This is a genomic window from Pseudomonas sp. OG7 (assembly GCF_014192825.1).
GTDB lineage: Bacteria > Pseudomonadota > Gammaproteobacteria > Pseudomonadales > Pseudomonadaceae > Aquipseudomonas > Aquipseudomonas monteilii.
In genome coordinates this window covers 221458-238649 of sequence record NZ_JACHYK010000010.1, presented here as the reverse complement: position 1 = coordinate 238649, position 17192 = coordinate 221458, and the positions used below count along the sequence as shown (strand labels likewise).

Annotated in this window: 17 protein-coding genes and 1 pseudogene; 15 read left to right on the top strand and 3 right to left on the bottom strand. The window is 62.9% G+C overall.

Features of this window, described 5'->3' with window-relative positions; translation table 11 throughout:
* Positions 1 to 25: 25 nt before the first annotated feature.
* Complete coding sequence (gene paaY / locus FHW75_RS23570) at positions 26 to 625, bottom strand: phenylacetic acid degradation protein PaaY (RefSeq protein ID WP_025754112.1); 600 nt, start codon at positions 623 to 625, stop codon at positions 26 to 28.
* Positions 626 to 973: 348 nt separating this feature from the next.
* Between paaY and paaF the strand changes: the two genes are divergently transcribed.
* The 15 genes and pseudogenes from paaF (at position 974) to paaZ (ending at position 16408) form a co-directional block, all read left to right on the top strand.
* Entirely contained in the window at positions 974 to 1747 is a 774-nt protein-coding gene (gene paaF / locus FHW75_RS23565; protein ID WP_025754113.1) for a 2,3-dehydroadipyl-CoA hydratase PaaF, read from the top strand.
* Positions 1748 to 1780: 33 nt separating this feature from the next.
* Positions 1781 to 2572, top strand: coding sequence for a 2-(1,2-epoxy-1,2-dihydrophenyl)acetyl-CoA isomerase PaaG (gene paaG, locus FHW75_RS23560; protein WP_025754114.1), 792 nt, complete (start codon positions 1781 to 1783; stop codon positions 2570 to 2572).
* A gap of 2 nt (positions 2573 to 2574) precedes the next feature.
* Complete coding sequence (paaH, locus tag FHW75_RS23555) at positions 2575 to 4092, top strand: 3-hydroxyacyl-CoA dehydrogenase PaaH (RefSeq protein WP_183674759.1); 1518 nt, start codon at positions 2575 to 2577, stop codon at positions 4090 to 4092.
* Complete coding sequence (gene paaI / locus FHW75_RS23550; protein WP_019097398.1) at positions 4085 to 4525, top strand: hydroxyphenylacetyl-CoA thioesterase PaaI; 441 nt, start codon at positions 4085 to 4087, stop codon at positions 4523 to 4525. The genes paaH and paaI overlap by 8 nt, the downstream gene beginning before the upstream one ends.
* On the top strand, positions 4518 to 5738 hold the full coding sequence (pcaF, locus tag FHW75_RS23545; protein ID WP_025754117.1) for a 3-oxoadipyl-CoA thiolase: 1221 nt from the start codon (positions 4518 to 4520) through the stop codon (positions 5736 to 5738). The genes paaI and pcaF overlap by 8 nt, the downstream gene beginning before the upstream one ends.
* A gap of 121 nt (positions 5739 to 5859) precedes the next feature.
* Positions 5860 to 7179, top strand: a complete 1320-nt coding sequence (gene paaK, locus FHW75_RS23540; RefSeq protein WP_161751110.1) for a phenylacetate--CoA ligase PaaK — start codon at positions 5860 to 5862, stop codon at positions 7177 to 7179.
* A 214-nt stretch (positions 7180 to 7393) separates the two neighbouring features.
* Entirely contained in the window at positions 7394 to 8383 is a 990-nt protein-coding gene (gene paaA / locus FHW75_RS23535) for a 1,2-phenylacetyl-CoA epoxidase subunit PaaA (protein ID WP_025754119.1), read from the top strand.
* 25 nt (positions 8384 to 8408) lie between these two features.
* Complete coding sequence (paaB, locus tag FHW75_RS23530; RefSeq protein WP_004374528.1) at positions 8409 to 8690, top strand: 1,2-phenylacetyl-CoA epoxidase subunit PaaB; 282 nt, start codon at positions 8409 to 8411, stop codon at positions 8688 to 8690.
* A gap of 8 nt (positions 8691 to 8698) precedes the next feature.
* Positions 8699 to 9457, top strand: a complete 759-nt coding sequence (gene paaC / locus FHW75_RS23525; protein ID WP_019097402.1) for a 1,2-phenylacetyl-CoA epoxidase subunit PaaC — start codon at positions 8699 to 8701, stop codon at positions 9455 to 9457.
* Entirely contained in the window at positions 9444 to 9977 is a 534-nt protein-coding gene (gene paaD, locus FHW75_RS23520; RefSeq protein ID WP_016715219.1) for a 1,2-phenylacetyl-CoA epoxidase subunit PaaD, read from the top strand. Before paaC ends, paaD begins: the two co-directional genes overlap by 14 nt.
* 15 nt (positions 9978 to 9992) lie before the next feature.
* Positions 9993 to 11069 carry a 1,2-phenylacetyl-CoA epoxidase subunit PaaE gene (paaE, locus tag FHW75_RS23515; protein WP_019097403.1) on the top strand — a complete coding sequence of 359 codons (1077 nt, stop codon included), beginning with the start codon at positions 9993 to 9995 and terminating at the stop codon, positions 11067 to 11069.
* Positions 11070 to 11176: 107 nt separating this feature from the next.
* Positions 11177 to 11485: a DUF485 domain-containing protein gene (locus tag FHW75_RS23510; protein WP_016715221.1), complete on the top strand. Its 309-nt coding sequence runs from the start codon at positions 11177 to 11179 to the stop codon at positions 11483 to 11485.
* Positions 11476 to 13044, top strand: a pseudogene (locus tag FHW75_RS23505) (cation acetate symporter); the annotation flags it as partial. The gene FHW75_RS23510 and the pseudogene FHW75_RS23505, both read left to right, overlap by 10 nt.
* Positions 13045 to 13083: 39 nt before the next feature.
* Positions 13084 to 14316: an OprD family porin gene (locus FHW75_RS23500; RefSeq protein ID WP_027615561.1), complete on the top strand. Its 1233-nt coding sequence runs from the start codon at positions 13084 to 13086 to the stop codon at positions 14314 to 14316.
* Positions 14317 to 14353: 37 nt separating this feature from the next.
* Positions 14354 to 16408: a phenylacetic acid degradation bifunctional protein PaaZ gene (gene paaZ / locus FHW75_RS23495; protein ID WP_183674756.1), complete on the top strand. Its 2055-nt coding sequence runs from the start codon at positions 14354 to 14356 to the stop codon at positions 16406 to 16408.
* A gap of 66 nt (positions 16409 to 16474) precedes the next feature.
* Here the strand turns inward: paaZ and FHW75_RS23490 are convergent, their stop codons facing one another.
* Together FHW75_RS23490 and FHW75_RS23485 are read right to left on the bottom strand one after the other, a co-directional pair.
* Entirely contained in the window at positions 16475 to 16744 is a 270-nt protein-coding gene (locus FHW75_RS23490; protein ID WP_016715225.1) for a DUF6555 family protein, read from the bottom strand.
* Between the two features lie 115 nt (positions 16745 to 16859).
* Positions 16860 to 17069 carry a general stress protein gene (locus tag FHW75_RS23485; RefSeq protein ID WP_016715226.1) on the bottom strand — a complete coding sequence of 70 codons (210 nt, stop codon included), beginning with the start codon at positions 17067 to 17069 and terminating at the stop codon, positions 16860 to 16862.
* Between the last annotated feature and the right edge of the window lie 123 nt (positions 17070 to 17192).

Below are 17192 nucleotides of genomic sequence, written 5' to 3'. Positions count from 1 at the left end.
TGGCCATTGCGTGACGCAAGCAGGCTCATGCTGTCGCCTGGCCTTTGGGCCTGATGCCTGTGTCTTCCATACGCAGCCGCCCCGCTTCAACCTCGGCCAGTGGCGAGCATTCGACCATGGTGTTCATGCAGCGCTGCGCCAACTGCTGGTATTGCGCAGTGCCGCGCTGCTTCCAGGCCAGCTCCTGCTCGCTCAGGCGCCGTTTCATCTGGGCTGGCGAGCCCATTACAAGGCTTTGAGCTTCGCACTCGAAGCCGGCTTTGACGAAGCTGGCAGCCGCTACGATGCAGCGTGGTGCGATATGGGCACCATCCATCACCACCGCATTCATCCCGATCAAGGCGTCCTCGCCCACTCGGCACCCGTGCAACACGGCGCCATGTCCGATATGCCCGTTGCGTTCTACCACGGTATCGCCGCCCGGAAAACCGTGCATTACGCAGGTGTCCTGCAGGTTGGCACCCTCCTCCAGCACGATACGGCCGAAATCACCCCGCAGCGATGCCAATGGGCCTATGTAGCAACCAGGGCCGACGATGACATCGCCGATCAGCACTGCACTGGGGTGTACGTAGGCTGATGGATGCACCACGGGCGTCACGCCGTCCAGTCGATAACAAGGCATGGCAAAACTCCTGAAATGATTTGAAATGCGGTTAGAGCTTGTATCATAAGTAGCTTGGCCGTCAATCGTGTATCGCTTCTGAGGTGAGTGGAAAATCGGGAAGGACCCAGGCAATACCACTGAATAATGGCTTGGTGAACCGTTTTATCGAAATGTCATCGATGCCTGTTTTTGAGGTTTATAAGCAAGTGAAGAGATACACGAAGCATTTTATACGTTGCATAACGGTATCGCATGGTGCATATACTGGCTGCACTTGGTCGTGATCCTGCATCACGCCTTACAAAAAACAATTCCAAGAAATGCCGGCGCCACGATGTGCCGTGCGTGTAGCCAGAGGAACCCGAGATGCCGCGATATCTCGATGTGCAGGCGCCCGAACTTGGCGTTCAGCTCATCACCTTGCAACGGCCTGAGGCCCTGAATGCCTTGTGTACCGAGCTACTGGCAGAGCTGGCTGCGGCCTTGAAGCTTGCCGAGGGCGACGAGCAGATACGCGCCGTAGTGATTACCGGCAGCCCCAAGGCATTTGCCGCAGGTGCCGACATCCGTGAGATGGCCGAGCGCGATCTGGTCGGGATTCTCAGCGACCCTCGTGTAGCCCATTGGCAAGCGATCGCTGCATTCGCCAAGCCGCTGATTGCCGCCGTGAACGGCTACGCACTGGGTGGTGGTTGCGAGCTGGTGATGTGTGCCGACATCGTCATTGCCGGTACCGACGCCCGTTTCGGTCAGCCGGAAATCAACCTCGGCATCATCCCCGGCGCCGGCGGCACCCAGCGCCTGTTGCGCGCCGTCGGCAAGCCGTTGGCCATGCAGATGGTGTTGACAGGTGAAGCGATCACCGCCCGCCACGCCCTGCAGGCCGGCCTGGTCAGCGAAACCACTCAACCCGAACTCACCGTGGAACGCGCCCTGCAGGTTGCCCGCAGCATTGCCGCCAAGGCGCCCCTGGCTGTGCGCCTGGGCAAGGAAGCGTTACTGAAAGCCGGCGACACCGACCTGGCCAGCGGCCTGCGTTTCGAACGGCATGCGTTCACCCTGCTTGCCGGTACCGCCGACCGCGATGAAGGCATCCGGGCATTCCAGGAAAAGCGCCAGGCCCGCTTCCAGGGCCGCTGACCATTTTCCCTCGACTGATGGAGCGAGTCTGTCATGACTTTCCAGCACATCCTGTTTTCCATCGAGGACGGCGTCGCCCTCCTCTCGCTTAACCGCCCCGAGCAACTGAACAGCTTCAATACCGCCATGCACCTGGAAGTGCGCGAGGCACTCAAGCAAGTACGCCAGAGCAGTGACGCGCGGGTGCTTCTGCTGACCGGCGAAGGTCGTGGCTTCTGCGCCGGCCAGGACCTGTCCGACCGCAACGTTGCCCCAGGTGCCGAAATGCCAGACCTTGGCGAGTCCATCGACAGGTTTTACAACCCGCTGGTGCGCACACTGCGCGACCTGCCGCTGCCGGTGATCTGTGCGGTCAACGGCGTGGCTGCTGGCGCCGGTGCCAACATACCGCTGGCCTGCGACCTGGTACTGGCTGCCCGCTCTGCAAGCTTCATTCAGGCGTTCTGCAAGATCGGCCTGGTGCCGGACTCGGGTGGTACCTGGCTACTGCCGCGCCTGGTCGGCATGGCAAGGGCCAAGGCCCTGGCGATGCTGGGCGAGCGCCTTGGCGCGGAGCAGGCCCAGCAGTGGGGACTGATCCATCGCGTAGTGGACGATGCCGCGCTGCGTGACGAGGCCCTCACCCTGGCCCGCCAGCTTGCCACCCAGCCCACTTACGGTCTGGCCCTGATCAAGCGCGGCCTCAATGCCAGCTTCGACAATGGGTTCGATGAGCAGCTGGAGCTGGAACGCGATCTGCAGCGCCTGGCAGGGCGCAGCGAGGACTACCGCGAAGGCGTGAGCGCCTTCATGAACAAGCGCACGCCAGATTTCAAGGGGTGCTGACCATGAGTGCACTCGCAAGCGATGTGCAGGTGGCGGTGATCGGTGCGGGTGCCATGGGGGCCGGCATCGCCCAGGTCGCGGCGCAGGCCGGTCACCCGGTGAAGCTGTACGACAACCGCCCAGGGGCTGCTGCCCAGGCTGTGGCCGGTATTGATCGGCAACTCACCCGGCTGGTGGAAAAAGGCAAGTTGCAGGCAGCCGAACACGAAATGATCCGCCTGCGGCTATGCCCGGTCGACACCCTTGAAGCATTGGCTGATGCCGGCTTGGTGATCGAAGCCATTGTCGAGAACCTGCAGGTCAAGCAGGCGCTATTGCGTCAGCTCGAAGCCCTGTGCGCCGAGGATTGCATACTGGCCAGCAACACCTCGTCGTTGTCCATCACCAGCTTGGCCGCCGGCCTTGCACGCCCGCAACAGGTCGTTGGCATGCACTTCTTCAACCCGGCGCCGCTGATGGCATTAGTCGAAGTGGTGTCGGGTCTGGCAACCGATCCGGCAGTGGCCTCTTGCATCTACGCTACCGCCCAGGCCTGGGGTAAACAGCCAGTGCACACGCGCTCGACACCGGGCTTTATCGTCAACCGTGTGGCGCGGCCTTTCTATGCCGAAAGCCTGCGCCTGTTGCAGGAAGGTGCAGCCGACTGCGCCAGCCTCGATGCACTGTTACGCGATGCGGGTGGTTTCCGGATGGGGGCGTTCGAACTCACCGACCTGATAGGCCACGACGTCAACTACGCCGTCACCTGCTCGGTGTTCGATGCGTTCTATGGAGATTTCCGCTTCCAGCCTTCACTGGTGCAAAAAGAGCTGGTGGATGCCGGACGCCTTGGCCGCAAGACTGGTCAAGGCTTTTATAGCTATGCCGAAGGCGCCGAACGGCCAACACCTGCTGAACTGTGCAGCCTCACCAGCGCCGAAGCCTGCGTCATCGAGGGGCACCTGGGTGTAATGCAGCCACTGGTAGAGCGCCTGAGCCTCAACGGCATCGCTGTCACCCGGCGTGCAGGTAGCGGTGTGATCCTGGTCGGCGATGCCACCCTGGCACTGTCCGATGGCCGCCTCGCCAGCCAGCGCGCCCGTGAAGACGGCCTGCGCAACCTGGTGCTGCTCGACCTCGCACTGGACTACAGCACGGCCACGCGAATAGCCATCAGTTGGTCGGCGGACATCACCGAAAACGCACGCGACCACGCCGTGGCCCTGCTGCAGCGCGCCGGGCTCAAGGTCACGGCGGTCGCCGACCTGCCTGGCCTGGTGGTACTGCGCACCGTGGCAATGCTTGCAAACGAAGCCGCCGATGCCGTGCTGCAAGGTGTCGGCAGCGCCGCCGACATCGACTTGGCCATGCGCGCCGGCGTCAATTACCCCTGCGGCCCGCTGGCTTGGGCCGGGAATATAGGTATTGCCCACACCCTGCGCGTGCTCGACAACCTGCAGCGCAGCTACGGCGAGAGCCGTTACCGCCCTTCCCTGTTGTTACGCCGCTGCGAAGCCAAAGGAGGCACCCTGCATGACTGAAGTGGAACTGGCACACGCCTGTGCCGACGCCATGTACGCCCGCGACCAAGCCACCCAGAGCCTGGGTATCACCCTGCTGGATGCCGGCCCAGGCAGGGCCAGCCTGCGCATGCCGGTTCGTGCCGACATGATCCAGGGTCATGGCACCTGCCATGGCGGCTTCCTGTTCGCGCTGGCCGACTCGGCATTTGCCTTCGCCTGTAACAGCTACGATGAGGCCACCGTGGCGCTGGGCTGCACCATCGACTACCTGGCCCCGGCGTTGCGCGATGACGTGCTCACCGCCCGCGCCAGCGAGGTCAGCCGCAAGGGCCGTACCGGCCTGTACGACGTGCGCATCGATAACCAGCGCGGTGAGCTGGTGGCGATGTTCCATGGCAAATCCTACAAAGTGCGCGGCACCGTGCTGGCGCAGGAGACGCAAGATGAATGACCACACGCTGCCCGATGCCTTGATCATCGACGCCGTGCGCACCCCTATTGGCCGCTACGCCGGCGCCTTGAGCGGCGTGCGGGCCGATGACCTCGCCGCAATCCCGCTCAAAGCGCTGATCGATCGTCACCCCGAACTGGACTGGAAAGCCGTCGATGACGTCATGCTCGGCTGTGCCAACCAGGCCGGTGAAGACAACCGCAACGTGGCGCACATGGCCAGCCTGTTGGCCGGGCTGCCACTCGAAGTGCCTGGGACCACCATCAACCGCCTGTGCGGCTCCGGCCTGGATGCCATCGGCAATGCAGCCCGCGCCCTGCGCTGTGGAGAAGCTGGGCTGATGCTGGCGGGCGGCGTGGAATCAATGTCCCGTGCGCCATTTGTAATGGGCAAGTCAGAGCAGGCATTCGGTCGTGCCGCCGAGCTGTTCGACACCACCATCGGCTGGCGTTTCGTCAACCCGCTCATGAAAGCTGCCTACGGTACCGATTCGATGCCGGAAACGGCCGAGAATGTGGCGCAACAGTTCGGTATTTCGCGCACCGACCAGGATGCATTCGCCCTGCGTAGCCAGCACAAGGCAGCGCTGGCTCAGGCCCGCGGCCGCCTGGCCCGGGAAATCGTGCCGGTCGAAATCCCGCAGCGCAAAGGCCCGCCCAAAGTCATCGAGCACGACGAGCACCCACGCGCCGATACCACGCTCGAGCAACTGGCCCGGCTTGGGACGCCTTTCCGTGAAGGCGGCAGCGTAACAGCGGGCAACGCCTCCGGGATCAATGACGGTGCCTGCGCCCTGCTGCTGGCCAGTAGCGCGGCTGCCCGCCAACACGGCCTCAAGGCGCGCGGCCGTATCGTCGGCATGGCCGTGGCCGGGGTCGAGCCCCGGCTGATGGGCATCGGCCCGGTACCGGCAACCCGCAAGGTGCTGGAATTGACAGGTTTGTCGCTGGCCGACCTCGACGTCATCGAGCTTAACGAGGCCTTTGCGGCCCAGGGCCTGGCGGTGTTGCGCGAACTGGGCCTGGCCGATGACGACCCGAGGGTGAACCGCAACGGCGGTGCCATTGCCCTGGGTCACCCACTGGGCATGAGCGGTGCACGCCTGGTAACCACTGCCTTGCATGAGCTGGAAGAAACCGCCGGCCGCTACGCCCTGTGCACCATGTGCATCGGCGTTGGCCAAGGCATTGCGATGATCATCGAGCGCCTCTGAGCGGATCAGACCATCTGCCTGTTACCCAACCGAACGCAGCCATATATGCTGCGCTCATGACACTCACCGCGCGGCCTGCAACCGGTCCCGCGCGGCGTACAAGAACAATTCGAGTGAAGCCATGAACATGTACCATGATGCCGATCGTGCCCTGCTGGACCCGATGGAAACCGCCAGCGTCGATGCCCTGCGTCAACACCAGCTGGAGCGGCTGCGCTGGAGCCTGAAGCACGCTTACGACAATGTGCCGCTGTACCGCAAGCGCTTTGCCGAGACCGGCGCCCACCCCGACGAACTCAATAGCCTTGAAGACCTGGCAAAGTTCCCCTTCACCGGCAAGAACGACCTGCGTGACAACTACCCCTACGGAATGTTTGCCGTGCCTCAGGAAGAGGTGGTGCGCCTGCACGCCTCAAGCGGCACTACAGGCAAGCCGACGGTGGTTGGCTATACGCAGAATGACATCGACACCTGGGCCAATGTCGTCGCCCGCTCGATCCGCGCGGCCGGAGGGCGTAAAGGTGACAAGGTGCACGTTTCTTACGGCTATGGGCTTTTCACGGGCGGCCTTGGCGCGCATTACGGCGCCGAGCGCCTGGGCTGTACGGTAATCCCGATGTCCGGCGGCCAGACCGAGAAGCAGGTGCAGCTGATTCGCGACTTCCAGCCTGACATCATCATGGTCACCCCCTCCTACATGCTCAACCTGGCTGACGAGATCGAGCGCCAGGGCATCGACCCGCACGACCTCAAGCTGCGGCTGGGCATTTTCGGTGCTGAACCCTGGACCGACGAGCTGCGCCGCTCGATCGAAGGGCGACTGGGCATCAATGCCCTCGACATCTATGGCCTGTCGGAAATCATGGGCCCTGGGGTGGCGATGGAGTGCATCGAAACCAAGGACGGCCCGACCATCTGGGAAGACCACTTCTACCCCGAGATCATCGACCCCGTCACCGGCGCGGTGCTGCCAGACGGTCAGCTCGGCGAGCTGGTGTTCACCTCGCTGAGCAAAGAGGCGTTGCCGATGGTGCGCTACCGCACCCGCGACCTCACCCGGCTGCTACCGGGCACCGCTCGCCCTATGCGGCGGATCGGCAAGATTACCGGCCGTAGCGACGACATGCTGATCATTCGCGGGGTCAACGTGTTCCCGACCCAAATCGAGGAACAGGTACTTAAAATAAAACAACTCTCAGAACTTTATGAGATTCATCTGTATCGCAACGGAAACCTGGACAGTGTCGAGGTGCACGTGGAGTTGCGTGGGGAGTGCCAGCACCTCGATGAAGGCCAGCGCAAACAGGTGGTCGGTGAGCTGAGCAGGCAGATCAAGACCTACATTGGCATCAGCACCCAGGTGCACCTGCAGCCTTGCGGCACGCTGAAGCGCTCCGAGGGCAAGGCCTGCCACGTGTTTGACAAACGGTTGGCCAGCTGATTCATTCGGCTGCCTTTTCGGCCCCGGCTCAGTCCGGGGCTTTTTTTTGCGTTTTACACGCCCTGACAGGGCTGCGCGATCCCTGCGGGGGCGGGTTTGCCCGCGAAGAGGCCTGAAAGCGATACATAAATCTTATTTGATACACACAAAACAGTTTGACGTTATGTTTTGTATCGCTTACAAATGACTCATGCCTTAGCAGGAGTCGCAGCACATGTACGCACAGCTAGTGGAAACCGGAGTCAAGCGCGTCAAGTCGCTGGAAGAGATGTCGCCCGAGGAGCGCAACTTCCAGGAAAAGATCGACGCTGAAATCAAGATCGAAGCCAAGAACTGGATGCCCGAGGCCTACCGCCAGACCTTGATCCGGCAGATCTCCCAGCACGCCCATTCGGAAATCGTCGGCATGTTGCCCGAAGGCAACTGGGTCACCCGCGCCCCCAGCCTCAAGCGCAAGCTGCAACTGATGGCCAAGATCCAGGACGAAGCCGGCCACGGCCTCTACCTGTACAGCGCCATGGAAACCCTGGGCGCCGATCGCGACGAAGAAATCGCCAAGCTGCACAGCGGCAAGGCCAAGTATTCGAGCATCTTCAACTACCCCACGCTCAGCTGGGCCGACATGGGTGCCGTGGGCTGGCTGGTGGATGGCGCCGCCATCGTCAACCAGGTGGTCTTGCAGCGCACCTCCTACGGCCCCTACTCCCGCGCGATGATCCGTATCTGCAAGGAAGAAAGCTTCCATCAGCGCCAGGGCTACGAAATCCTCCTGACCATGATGCGCCACGGCACCCAGGCCCAGCGCGACATGGTGCAGGACGCCATCAACCGCCTGTGGTGGCCCTCGCTGATGATGTTCGGCCCCAGCGACGAACATTCCCCCAACAGCGCCCAGTCCATGGCCTGGAAAATCAAGCGTCAGACCAACGATGAGCTGCGCCAGCGCTTCATCGACCAGACCGTGCCGCAGCTCGAACTGCTCGGCTGCACTGCCCCCGACCCCGAGCTGAAGTGGAACGCCGAACGCGGTCACTACGACTTTGGCGAAATCCAATGGGACGAGTTCTACGAAGTGATCAAGGGCAATGGCCCGTGCAACCAGGAACGTGTCGCCACCCGGCGCAAGGCCATCGAGGACGGTGCCTGGGTACGCGAGGCCGCCGTGGCCTACGCGCGCAAGCAACAGAACAAGAACGCCGCCTGAGCGGCGATTGATGCGGAGATCGAAAATGTCTGTCTGGACCCTCTACGAAGTGTTCGTGCGCAGCAAGCACGGCCTTAACCACAAGCACGTCGGCAGCGTCCACGCCGCCGATGCCGCCATGGCCATCGAGAACGCCCGCGAGCTGTACACCCGCCGCAGCGAAGGCGTCAGCCTGTGGGTGGTGCCCTCGGCGCTGATCACCGCGTCGTCCCCTGACGAGAAAGACCCGCTGTTCGCCCCTTCGGACGACAAGGTCTACCGCCATGCCAGCTTCTACGAACTGCCCGACGAAGTCGGACACATGTGAGGTTGGCCATGCACAACGAAGCCCTTATCCCCTACCTGCTGTTGCTCGGCGACAGTGCCCTGGTACAAGGCCAGCGCCTTTGCGAGTGGTGTGGCCATGCCCCGGCCATCGAAGAAGAACTGGCCTTGATGAACGTCGGCCTCGATCTGGTAGGCCAGGCGCGCAATTGGCTGGAGTACGCCGCCGAGCTGCTGGATGACGGCCGCGACGCCGATGCCCTGGCCTTCCGCCGTGACGAGCGAGCCTACCGCAACCTGCTGCTGGTCGAGCAACCTAACGGCGATTACGCCGTGACCATGACCAAGCAGTTCCTCTACGACGCCTGGCACCTCGCCGTGCTGCAGGGGTTAGCTGGCTCCAGCGATGAACGTATCGCCGGTATCGCCGCCAAGGCATTGAAAGAAGTCACCTACCACCTGCGCCGTTCCAGTGAGTGGGTACAGCGCTTGGGTGGCGGCACCGCAGAGAGCCGCCAGCGCATACTTGCCGCCATTGCGTCACTGTGGCGCTTCACGGTCGAGCTGACGGCTGGCAGCGACAATGAAGTACAGCTCGCCAAAGCGGGTATCGCTGCCGACCCCGGTGCCGTGGGTGCTGCCTGGCTCAAGCAGGTAAGCGAAACCTTCGCCTCGGTCGAACTGCCGCTGCCAAAGGCTGCCAGCCACTTCTACCTGGACGGTCGCAAAGGCTTGCACACCGAACACCTGGGCCTGCTGCTGGCCGAAATGCAGTTCCTGCCAAGGGCCTACCCCGATGCAACCTGGTGAGCTGATTGCCGGCGACCGGGGTGCGCGGGCGCTGCAAGGTGACGACCTGGCCCGGGCATGGGCGGTGCTTGGCCAGGTCATGGACCCGGAAGTGCCCGTGGTCAGCGTGGTCGACCTGGGTATCGTTCGCGACCTCGACTGGCGCGCCGGCCACCTGCACCTGGTGGTTACCCCGACCTACTCCGGTTGCCCCGCCACCGAGGTGATCGAAGGTGATATCCGCCAGGCGCTGGAACAGGCCGGTTTTGCCGCGCCAGACCTTGAACGCCGGCTGACCCCGGCATGGAGCACTGACTGGATCAGCGAACTGGGCCGCGAGCGCCTGCGGGCTTACGGCATCGCGCCGCCTCAAGGCAGCGCCAGCAAGCGCAGCCTGCTCGGCGAAGTGCCCCAAGTGTGCTGCCCACAATGCGGCAGCGCCCATACCGAATTGCTCAGCCAGTTCGGCTCCACCGCGTGCAAGGCGCTGTACCGCTGCCGCGAGTGCCTGGAGCCGTTCGACTATTTCAAATGCATTTGAGCCGTGGAGAACGCCATGAGCCAGTTTTACAGCCTGACCATCAAGCAAGTGCGCAACGAGACCCGTGACGCGGTGTCGATTGCCTTCGACGTGCCCGAGCACCTGCAAGCGCAGTTCCGTTTCACCCAGGGGCAGTACCTGGTCATGCGTACCCAGCTGGACAACGAAGAAGTCCGCCGCTCCTACTCCATCTGCAGCGCCGTACAGGACGGTGAGCTGCGCGTGGCCGTAAAGCGCGTGCCCGGCGGGCGTTTCTCGGCGTTTGCCAATGATAGGCTCAAAGCTGGCCAGCAACTGGACGTGATGCCGCCATCGGGCAGCTTCTTCGTACCGCTGGACCCTGCCCGCCAGGGTAATTACCTGGGCGTGGCCGCCGGCAGCGGCATAACCCCGATCCTGTCGATCATTGGCACCACCCTGGCCAGCGAGCCACACAGCCGCTTCACCTTGCTGTACGGCAACCGCTCCAGCTCTGGCGCGCTGTTCCGCGACAAGCTCGAAGACCTGAAAAACCGGTACCTCGACCGCCTGAACCTGATTTTTGTATTTAGCCGCGAGCAGCAGGATGTCGACCTGTACAACGGTCGCATCGACGCTGACAAGTGCGGCCAGCTGTTTTCGCGCTGGCTGGACGTTCCAGGCCTGGACGCGGCCTTCATCTGCGGCCCCCAGGCGATGACTGAGACCGTACGCGACAGCTTGCAGGCCAACGGCCTGGGCAAGGAGCGCATCCATTTCGAGCTGTTCGCCGCTGCCGGTAACGAAGCACGACGTGAGGCCCGCGAAGCCGCGCGCCAGGTGGACGCGGCGCTCAGCCACATCACCGTGATCAGCGACGGACGCGCGCTCACCTTCGACTTGCCACGCAACACCCAGAACGTGCTGGACGCCGGCAACGCCATCGGCGCCGAGCTGCCCTACTCCTGCAAGGCCGGCGTGTGCTCTACCTGCAAGTGCCGGGTGATCGAAGGCGAAGTGGAAATGGACAGCAACCACGCACTGGAAGACTACGAAGTGGCGGCCGGGTATGTGCTGTCGTGTCAGACCTACCCGGTGAGCGACAAAGTGGTCCTCGATTTCGACCAACTCTGAGACCGAGTCGCCTGCTTCGCGGGCGCACCCGCGAAGAGGCCATCAGCGACACCGCAACACCCGCGTGACCTCAACAAAACAATTACAACACCAAGAGATCGCTTGCCATGACACCCGAACGCATAGAAAGCATCGCCAAACACCCCGACTTCCAGCACCTTGTACGGCGCAAACGCCGCCTCAACGGCAGCCTGACCCTGGCCATGCTGGTGATCTACTACGGCTTCGTCCTGCTGGTCGCGTTTTCGCCCAGCACCCTCGGCCAGTCCCTCAGCGGCGGCGTGACCACCGTGGGCATGCTGGTGGGTGTGCTGATGGTGCTGCTGTCCTTCGCCCTGACCGGCATCTACGTGCACCGCGCCAACAACGTGCTCGACCCGCTCAACGACAAGGTCAAGCAGGAGTGCGCACAATGAACTGGACTGCCATCTCGATGTTCATGGTGTTCGTCTGCTTCACCCTGCTGGTTACCCGCTGGGCTGCCCTGCGCACCCGCTCGGCCAGCGACTTCTATACCGCCGGCGGGGGGCTGACCGGCATGCAGAACGGCCTGGCGATCGCCGGCGACATGATCAGTGCCGCTTCCTTCCTGGGCATCTCGGCCATGATGTTCATGAACGGCTACGACGGCCTGCTGTATGCCCTTGGCGTGCTGGCCGGCTGGCCGATCATCCTGTTCCTCATCGCCGAGCGCCTGCGTAACCTGGGCAAGTACACGTTCGCCGACGTGGTCAGCTACCGCCTGGCACAAACGCCGGTGCGCCTCACATCGGCATTCGGCACATTGGTCGTCGCATTGATGTATCTGGTCGCGCAGATGGTCGGCGCCGGCAAGCTGATCGAGCTGCTGTTCGGCATCAGCTACCTGTACGCGGTCATGCTGGTCGGTGTGTTGATGGTTGCCTACGTCACCTTCGGCGGTATGCTTGCCACCACCTGGGTGCAGATCATCAAGGCAGTCATGCTGCTGTCGGGCACCAGCTTCATGGCCTTCATGGTGCTCAAGCATTTTGGCTTCAGCACCGAAGCCATGTTCGCCAGCGCCGTGGCCGTGCATGCCAAGGGGCAGGCAATCATGGCCCCGGGTGGCTTGCTGTCCAACCCGATTGATGCCATTTCCCTTGGCTTGGGCATGATGTTCGGCACCGCTGGCCTGCCGCATATCCTAATGCGCTTCTTCACCGTCAGCGACGCCAAGGAAGCACGCAAGAGCGTGTTCTATGCCACCGGCTTCATCGGCTACTTCTACCTGCTGCTGATCGTCATTGGCTTTGGCGCCATCGTCATGGTTGGCACCGAGCCGTCCTACCGCGATGCCACCGGCGCCATCATCGGCGGCGGCAACATGGTCGCCGTGCACCTGGCCCAGGCCGTGGGCGGCAACCTGTTCCTTGGTTTCATCTCCGCCGTGGCCTTCGCCACCATCCTGGCCGTGGTGGCTGGCCTGGCGCTGTCTGGCGCGTCGGCCGTGTCCCACGATCTGTACGCTTGCGTGTTCCGTCAAGGCAAGGCCACCGAGCAGGAAGAAATGCGTGTGTCGCGTATCGCCACCCTGCTGATAGGCCTGCTGGCGGTGATCCTTGGGCTGCTGTTCGAGTCGCAGAACATCGCCTTCCTCTCCGGCCTGGTACTGGCAGTGGCTGCCTCGGTGAATTTCCCGGTGCTGCTGCTCTCGATGTTCTGGAAGGGGCTGACCACCCGTGGCGCGGTATGCGGCAGCATGGCTGGCCTGGTTACGGCAGTGCTGCTGGTGGTGCTTGGCCCGGCGGTGTGGGTCAACGTGCTGCACAACGAAAAAGCTTTGTTCCCTTACAGCAACCCGGCGTTGTTCTCCATGAGCCTGGCGTTCCTCAGTGCCTGGGTGTTCTCGGTCACCGACAGCTCTGAGCGTGCCACTGAAGAGCGCGGCCGCTACCTGGCCCAGTTCATCCGCTCCATGACCGGTATCGGCGCCGCCGGCGCCAGCAAGCACTGACTTCAAGGACGAACAATCATGTCGGGTAAAACAACAACAATGAACCGCACGCACTTCATGTCAGCTGCCTGGCTGGCCACCCTCGCATTGCCATTGCCAGCGATGGCAGACTTCATCAGCGACAGCCACGCACGGCTGGAGCTGCGTAACCACTACATCAACCGCGACTTCCGCCAAAGCAATGCCCCGCAGGCCAAGTCCGAGGAATGGGGCCAGGGCTTTACCGCCAAGCTGGAGTCGGGCTTTACCGAAGGCCCGGTCGGTTTTGGCGTCGATGCCATGGGCCAGCTGGGTATCAAGCTCGACTCCAGTCGCGACCGCCGCAACACCGGCTTGCTGCCCTTTGGACCAAACAGCCATGAACCGGTCGATGACTACAGCGAACTGGGCCTGACCGGCAAGCTGCGCGTGTCCAAAAGCACATTGCGCCTGGGCACGCTGCAACCCATCTTGCCGGTGGTGGTCTACAACGACACCCGCCTGCTGGCGTCCACCTTCCAGGGTGGCCTGTTGACCAGCCAGGACCTTGATGGCTTCACCTTCAACGCCGGCCGCCTGACCAAGGCCAACCTGCGCGATTCCTCGGGCCGGGACGACATCGGCTATGGCGCTGCGACCAGCGACCACCTGGACTTCGGCGGTGGCAGCTATGCCATCACCCCGCAAACCAGCGTCAGCTACTACTACGCCAAACTCGAAGACATCTACCGCCAGCAGTTCGTGGGCCTGATCGATACCCGTCCGTTGAGCGAAGGTGTGAGCCTGCGCAGCGACCTGCGCTACTTCGACAGCCGCAACGACGGCGCCGAGCGTGCCGGCAACATCGACAACCGCAACTTCAACGCCATGTTCACGCTCGGCGTGCGGGCGCACAAGTTCACCGCCACCTGGCAGCAGATGTCCGGCGACAGCGCCTTCCCGTTCGTCAACGGCGGCGACCCGTTCACGGTCAACCTGGTCACCTACAACACCTTCACCCGTGCCGGGCTGGACTCATGGCAAGTGCGCTATGACTACGACTTTGTGGCGATGGGCATCCCCGGCCTGAGTTTGATGACCCGCTACACCGACGGCCGCCACGCCGAAACCGCCACCGTCAGCAATGGCCGCGAGCGCGAACGCGACACCGACATCACCTACGTCATCCAGAGCGGCCCGTTCAAAGACGTGAGCCTGCGCTGGCGCAATGTCACTTTCCGTTCCGGCAATGGCCTGACCAATGCCGTGGACGAAAACCGACTGATCATCGGCTACACCCTGGCGCTGTGGTAACAGCGCGCCCCTACATTTGAACAGCATGGAGAACAGCATGTCTGCCGCCCCTACCCTGCAAAGCTTCATTGCCGGCCGTTGGCTGGGCCAGCATGGCGCTCAGGCCCTGCGCAGTGCCCTCGACGGCCACGTGCTTGCCTACAGCCATGAAGAGCGCCCGGACTTCGCCGAAGCCGTGGACTACGCCCGAGCCCGTGGCCTTGCCAGCTTGATGGCCATGGACTTCCAGCAGCGCGCCCAGCGCCTCAAAGCCCTGGCCTTGTACCTGGCCGAACGCAAGGAACAGCTTTACGCCTTGTCGCACCACAGCGGCGCTACCCGTGCCGACAGCTGGATCGACATCGAGGGTGGTAACGCCACGTTGTTCTCGTACGCGGGCATTGGCAGCCGTGAGTTGCCGTCGGGCAACCTGGTTCACGAAGGCCCTGCCATTGCGCTGGGCAAACAAGGCCATTTCGCCGGCAGCCACATCCTGGTGCCGCGTGCAGGCGTTGCGGTGCACATCAACGCGTTCAACTTCCCCATCTGGGGCATGCTGGAAAAATTCGCGCCGACTTTCCTGGCCGGCATGCCTTGTATCGTCAAGCCTGCGACCTCCACCAGCTACCTGACCGAAGCCGTCGTGCGCCTGATGAACGCCTCCGGCTTGCTGCCGGAAGGTAGCCTGCAATTGGTGATCGGCAGCACAGGCGACTTGCTCGACCGCCTGCAGGGTCAGGATGTCGTGACCTTCACCGGCTCCGCCGATACCGCTGCCAAATTGCGCGTCACGCCGAACCTGATACGTAATTCGGTACCTTTCACCGCAGAGGCGGATTCGCTGAACTGTGCCATCCTCGGGCCGGACGTGAGCCCGGACAGCGAAGAGTTCGATCTGTATATCAAGGAGGTGGTGCGTGAAATGACCACCAAGGCCGGGCAGAAATGCACCGCCATCCGCCGGGCCATTGTGCCGGCCAGGCACATCGATGCCGTTGCCACACGCTTGCGCGAGCGCCTGAGCAAAGTCGTGGTTGGCGACCCCTCGCTGGAAGGCGTGCGCATGGGTGCACTGGCCTCCCACGACCAGCAGCACGACGTGGCCGAGCGGGTACGCAGCCTGCTGCAAAGTTGTGACCAGCTGTTCGGCGCCAGCGATGGCTTTGCGCCGCGCGGCGAGGGTGTGGCCGAAGGGACGTTCTTCGCCCCGACCCTGCTGCAAGCCCGCGACCCGCACGCCGAAGGCGGCGCCCACGACATCGAGGCGTTCGGCCCGGTCAGCACGCTGATGGCCTACGATGATCTTGACGAAGCCTTGGCGCTGGCCGCGCGGGGCAAAGGCAGCCTGGTGGCAACCCTGGTCACCGCCGACCGTAGCGTGGCGGCCAAGGCCATTCCGGTGGCGGCTGCCTGGCATGGCCGCCTGCTGGTGCTCGACAGCGAGGCCGCGAAGGAGTCCACCGGTCATGGCTCGCCATTGCCGCAACTCAAGCACGGCGGCCCTGGCCGGGCCGGTGGTGGTGAAGAGCTGGGTGGCCTGCGTGCGGTCAAGCACTACCTGCAGCGTGCCGCTGTCCAGGGTTCGCCGAGCATGCTCACGGCAGTCACCGGCGAATACGTGCGCGGTGGCGAAGTGATCGAAACCGAAGTGCACCCGTTCCGCCGCTACTTCCAGCAGCTGCGCATTGGCGAGTCGCTGCTGACCCACCGCCGCACGGTGACCGAAGCCGACCTGGTCAACTTCGGCTGCCTGTCGGGTGACCACTTCTACATGCATTTCGACGAAATCGCAGCCAAGGAATCGCAGTTTGGCAAGCGCATTGCCCATGGCTACTTCGTGCTGTCGGCGGCAGCCGGCCTGTTCGTGTCGCCGGGTGCCGGGCCGGTGTTGGCCAACTATGGCCTGGATACTCTGCGTTTCATCAACCCGGTGGGCATTGGCGACACCATCCAAGCGCGTTTGACCTGCAAGCGCAAAATCGACCAAGGCAAGACCAGCCCGTTGGGCCAGCCGCAGGGTGTGGTGGCGTGGGATGTCGAAGTCACTAACCAACTGGGGGAGCTGGTGGCCAGCTATGACATCCTGACCTTGGTGTTGAAGCAGCCGGAGTGATGGTTTGACCTCGCCGGCCACTTCACGGGTTCAACCGCGAAGTGGCCGGCAGCTTCAGGTGTGGCATCAACGCATTGCCGCCGGATCCACCGCCGACTGGTTCGGCTTGCTCCCCGAAATTCGCCAGGTCACTTCGGTAATCCCGTAGCGCTCGGCCATGGGCCGGCTGATCTTCCGAATTTTTTCGCGCCCGAACTTGGGAATGATGCCGATGCCCGCATCGCAACTTGCCCAATGCCAGGCCTCGGCATTGTCCAACCGCTCCAGACGAATGATGAAACTGCGCGGCTGGCCATGCAGTTGGTAATCGATGATGTACAGTTGTGGGCTAGGCATCGCAAGGGGCCTCCTCTTCTCCATGGATGACAACCTGATTGATCCGGGCATGGCCAGATAATTCAAAAAAATGTCGAACAATTAGAACCCGTTACCCTAAGGTGGGGATGTTCAGTCACTGGCTGCGGCTGCGCCCGTGGCTATTCTGCCCCCCTTTGCGGCCCGCTTCCGATGCCCGCTGGCGGTCATTGGCAAAATTGCCGCCAGAAGCCTGCCCTCCCTTTTGCCCGGCGCGGGAGGCGCGCTCTCTGTCGTTGGCGAAGTTGCCTGGGTTGGTTTCCTTGGTGCCACCACGTTGGCCGGTTTGCGCTTGATCCTGTGCCATGTCGTTACTCCTTGCGAGGATTTGGCGGGTTGCATGGCCAGTACCATGCCCTAATTCCGAGCCGCCAATTGCACGGTCTGCTCAATCGTTTTGCCCGCAGGTGACGAGCGGCACGAAACTGTT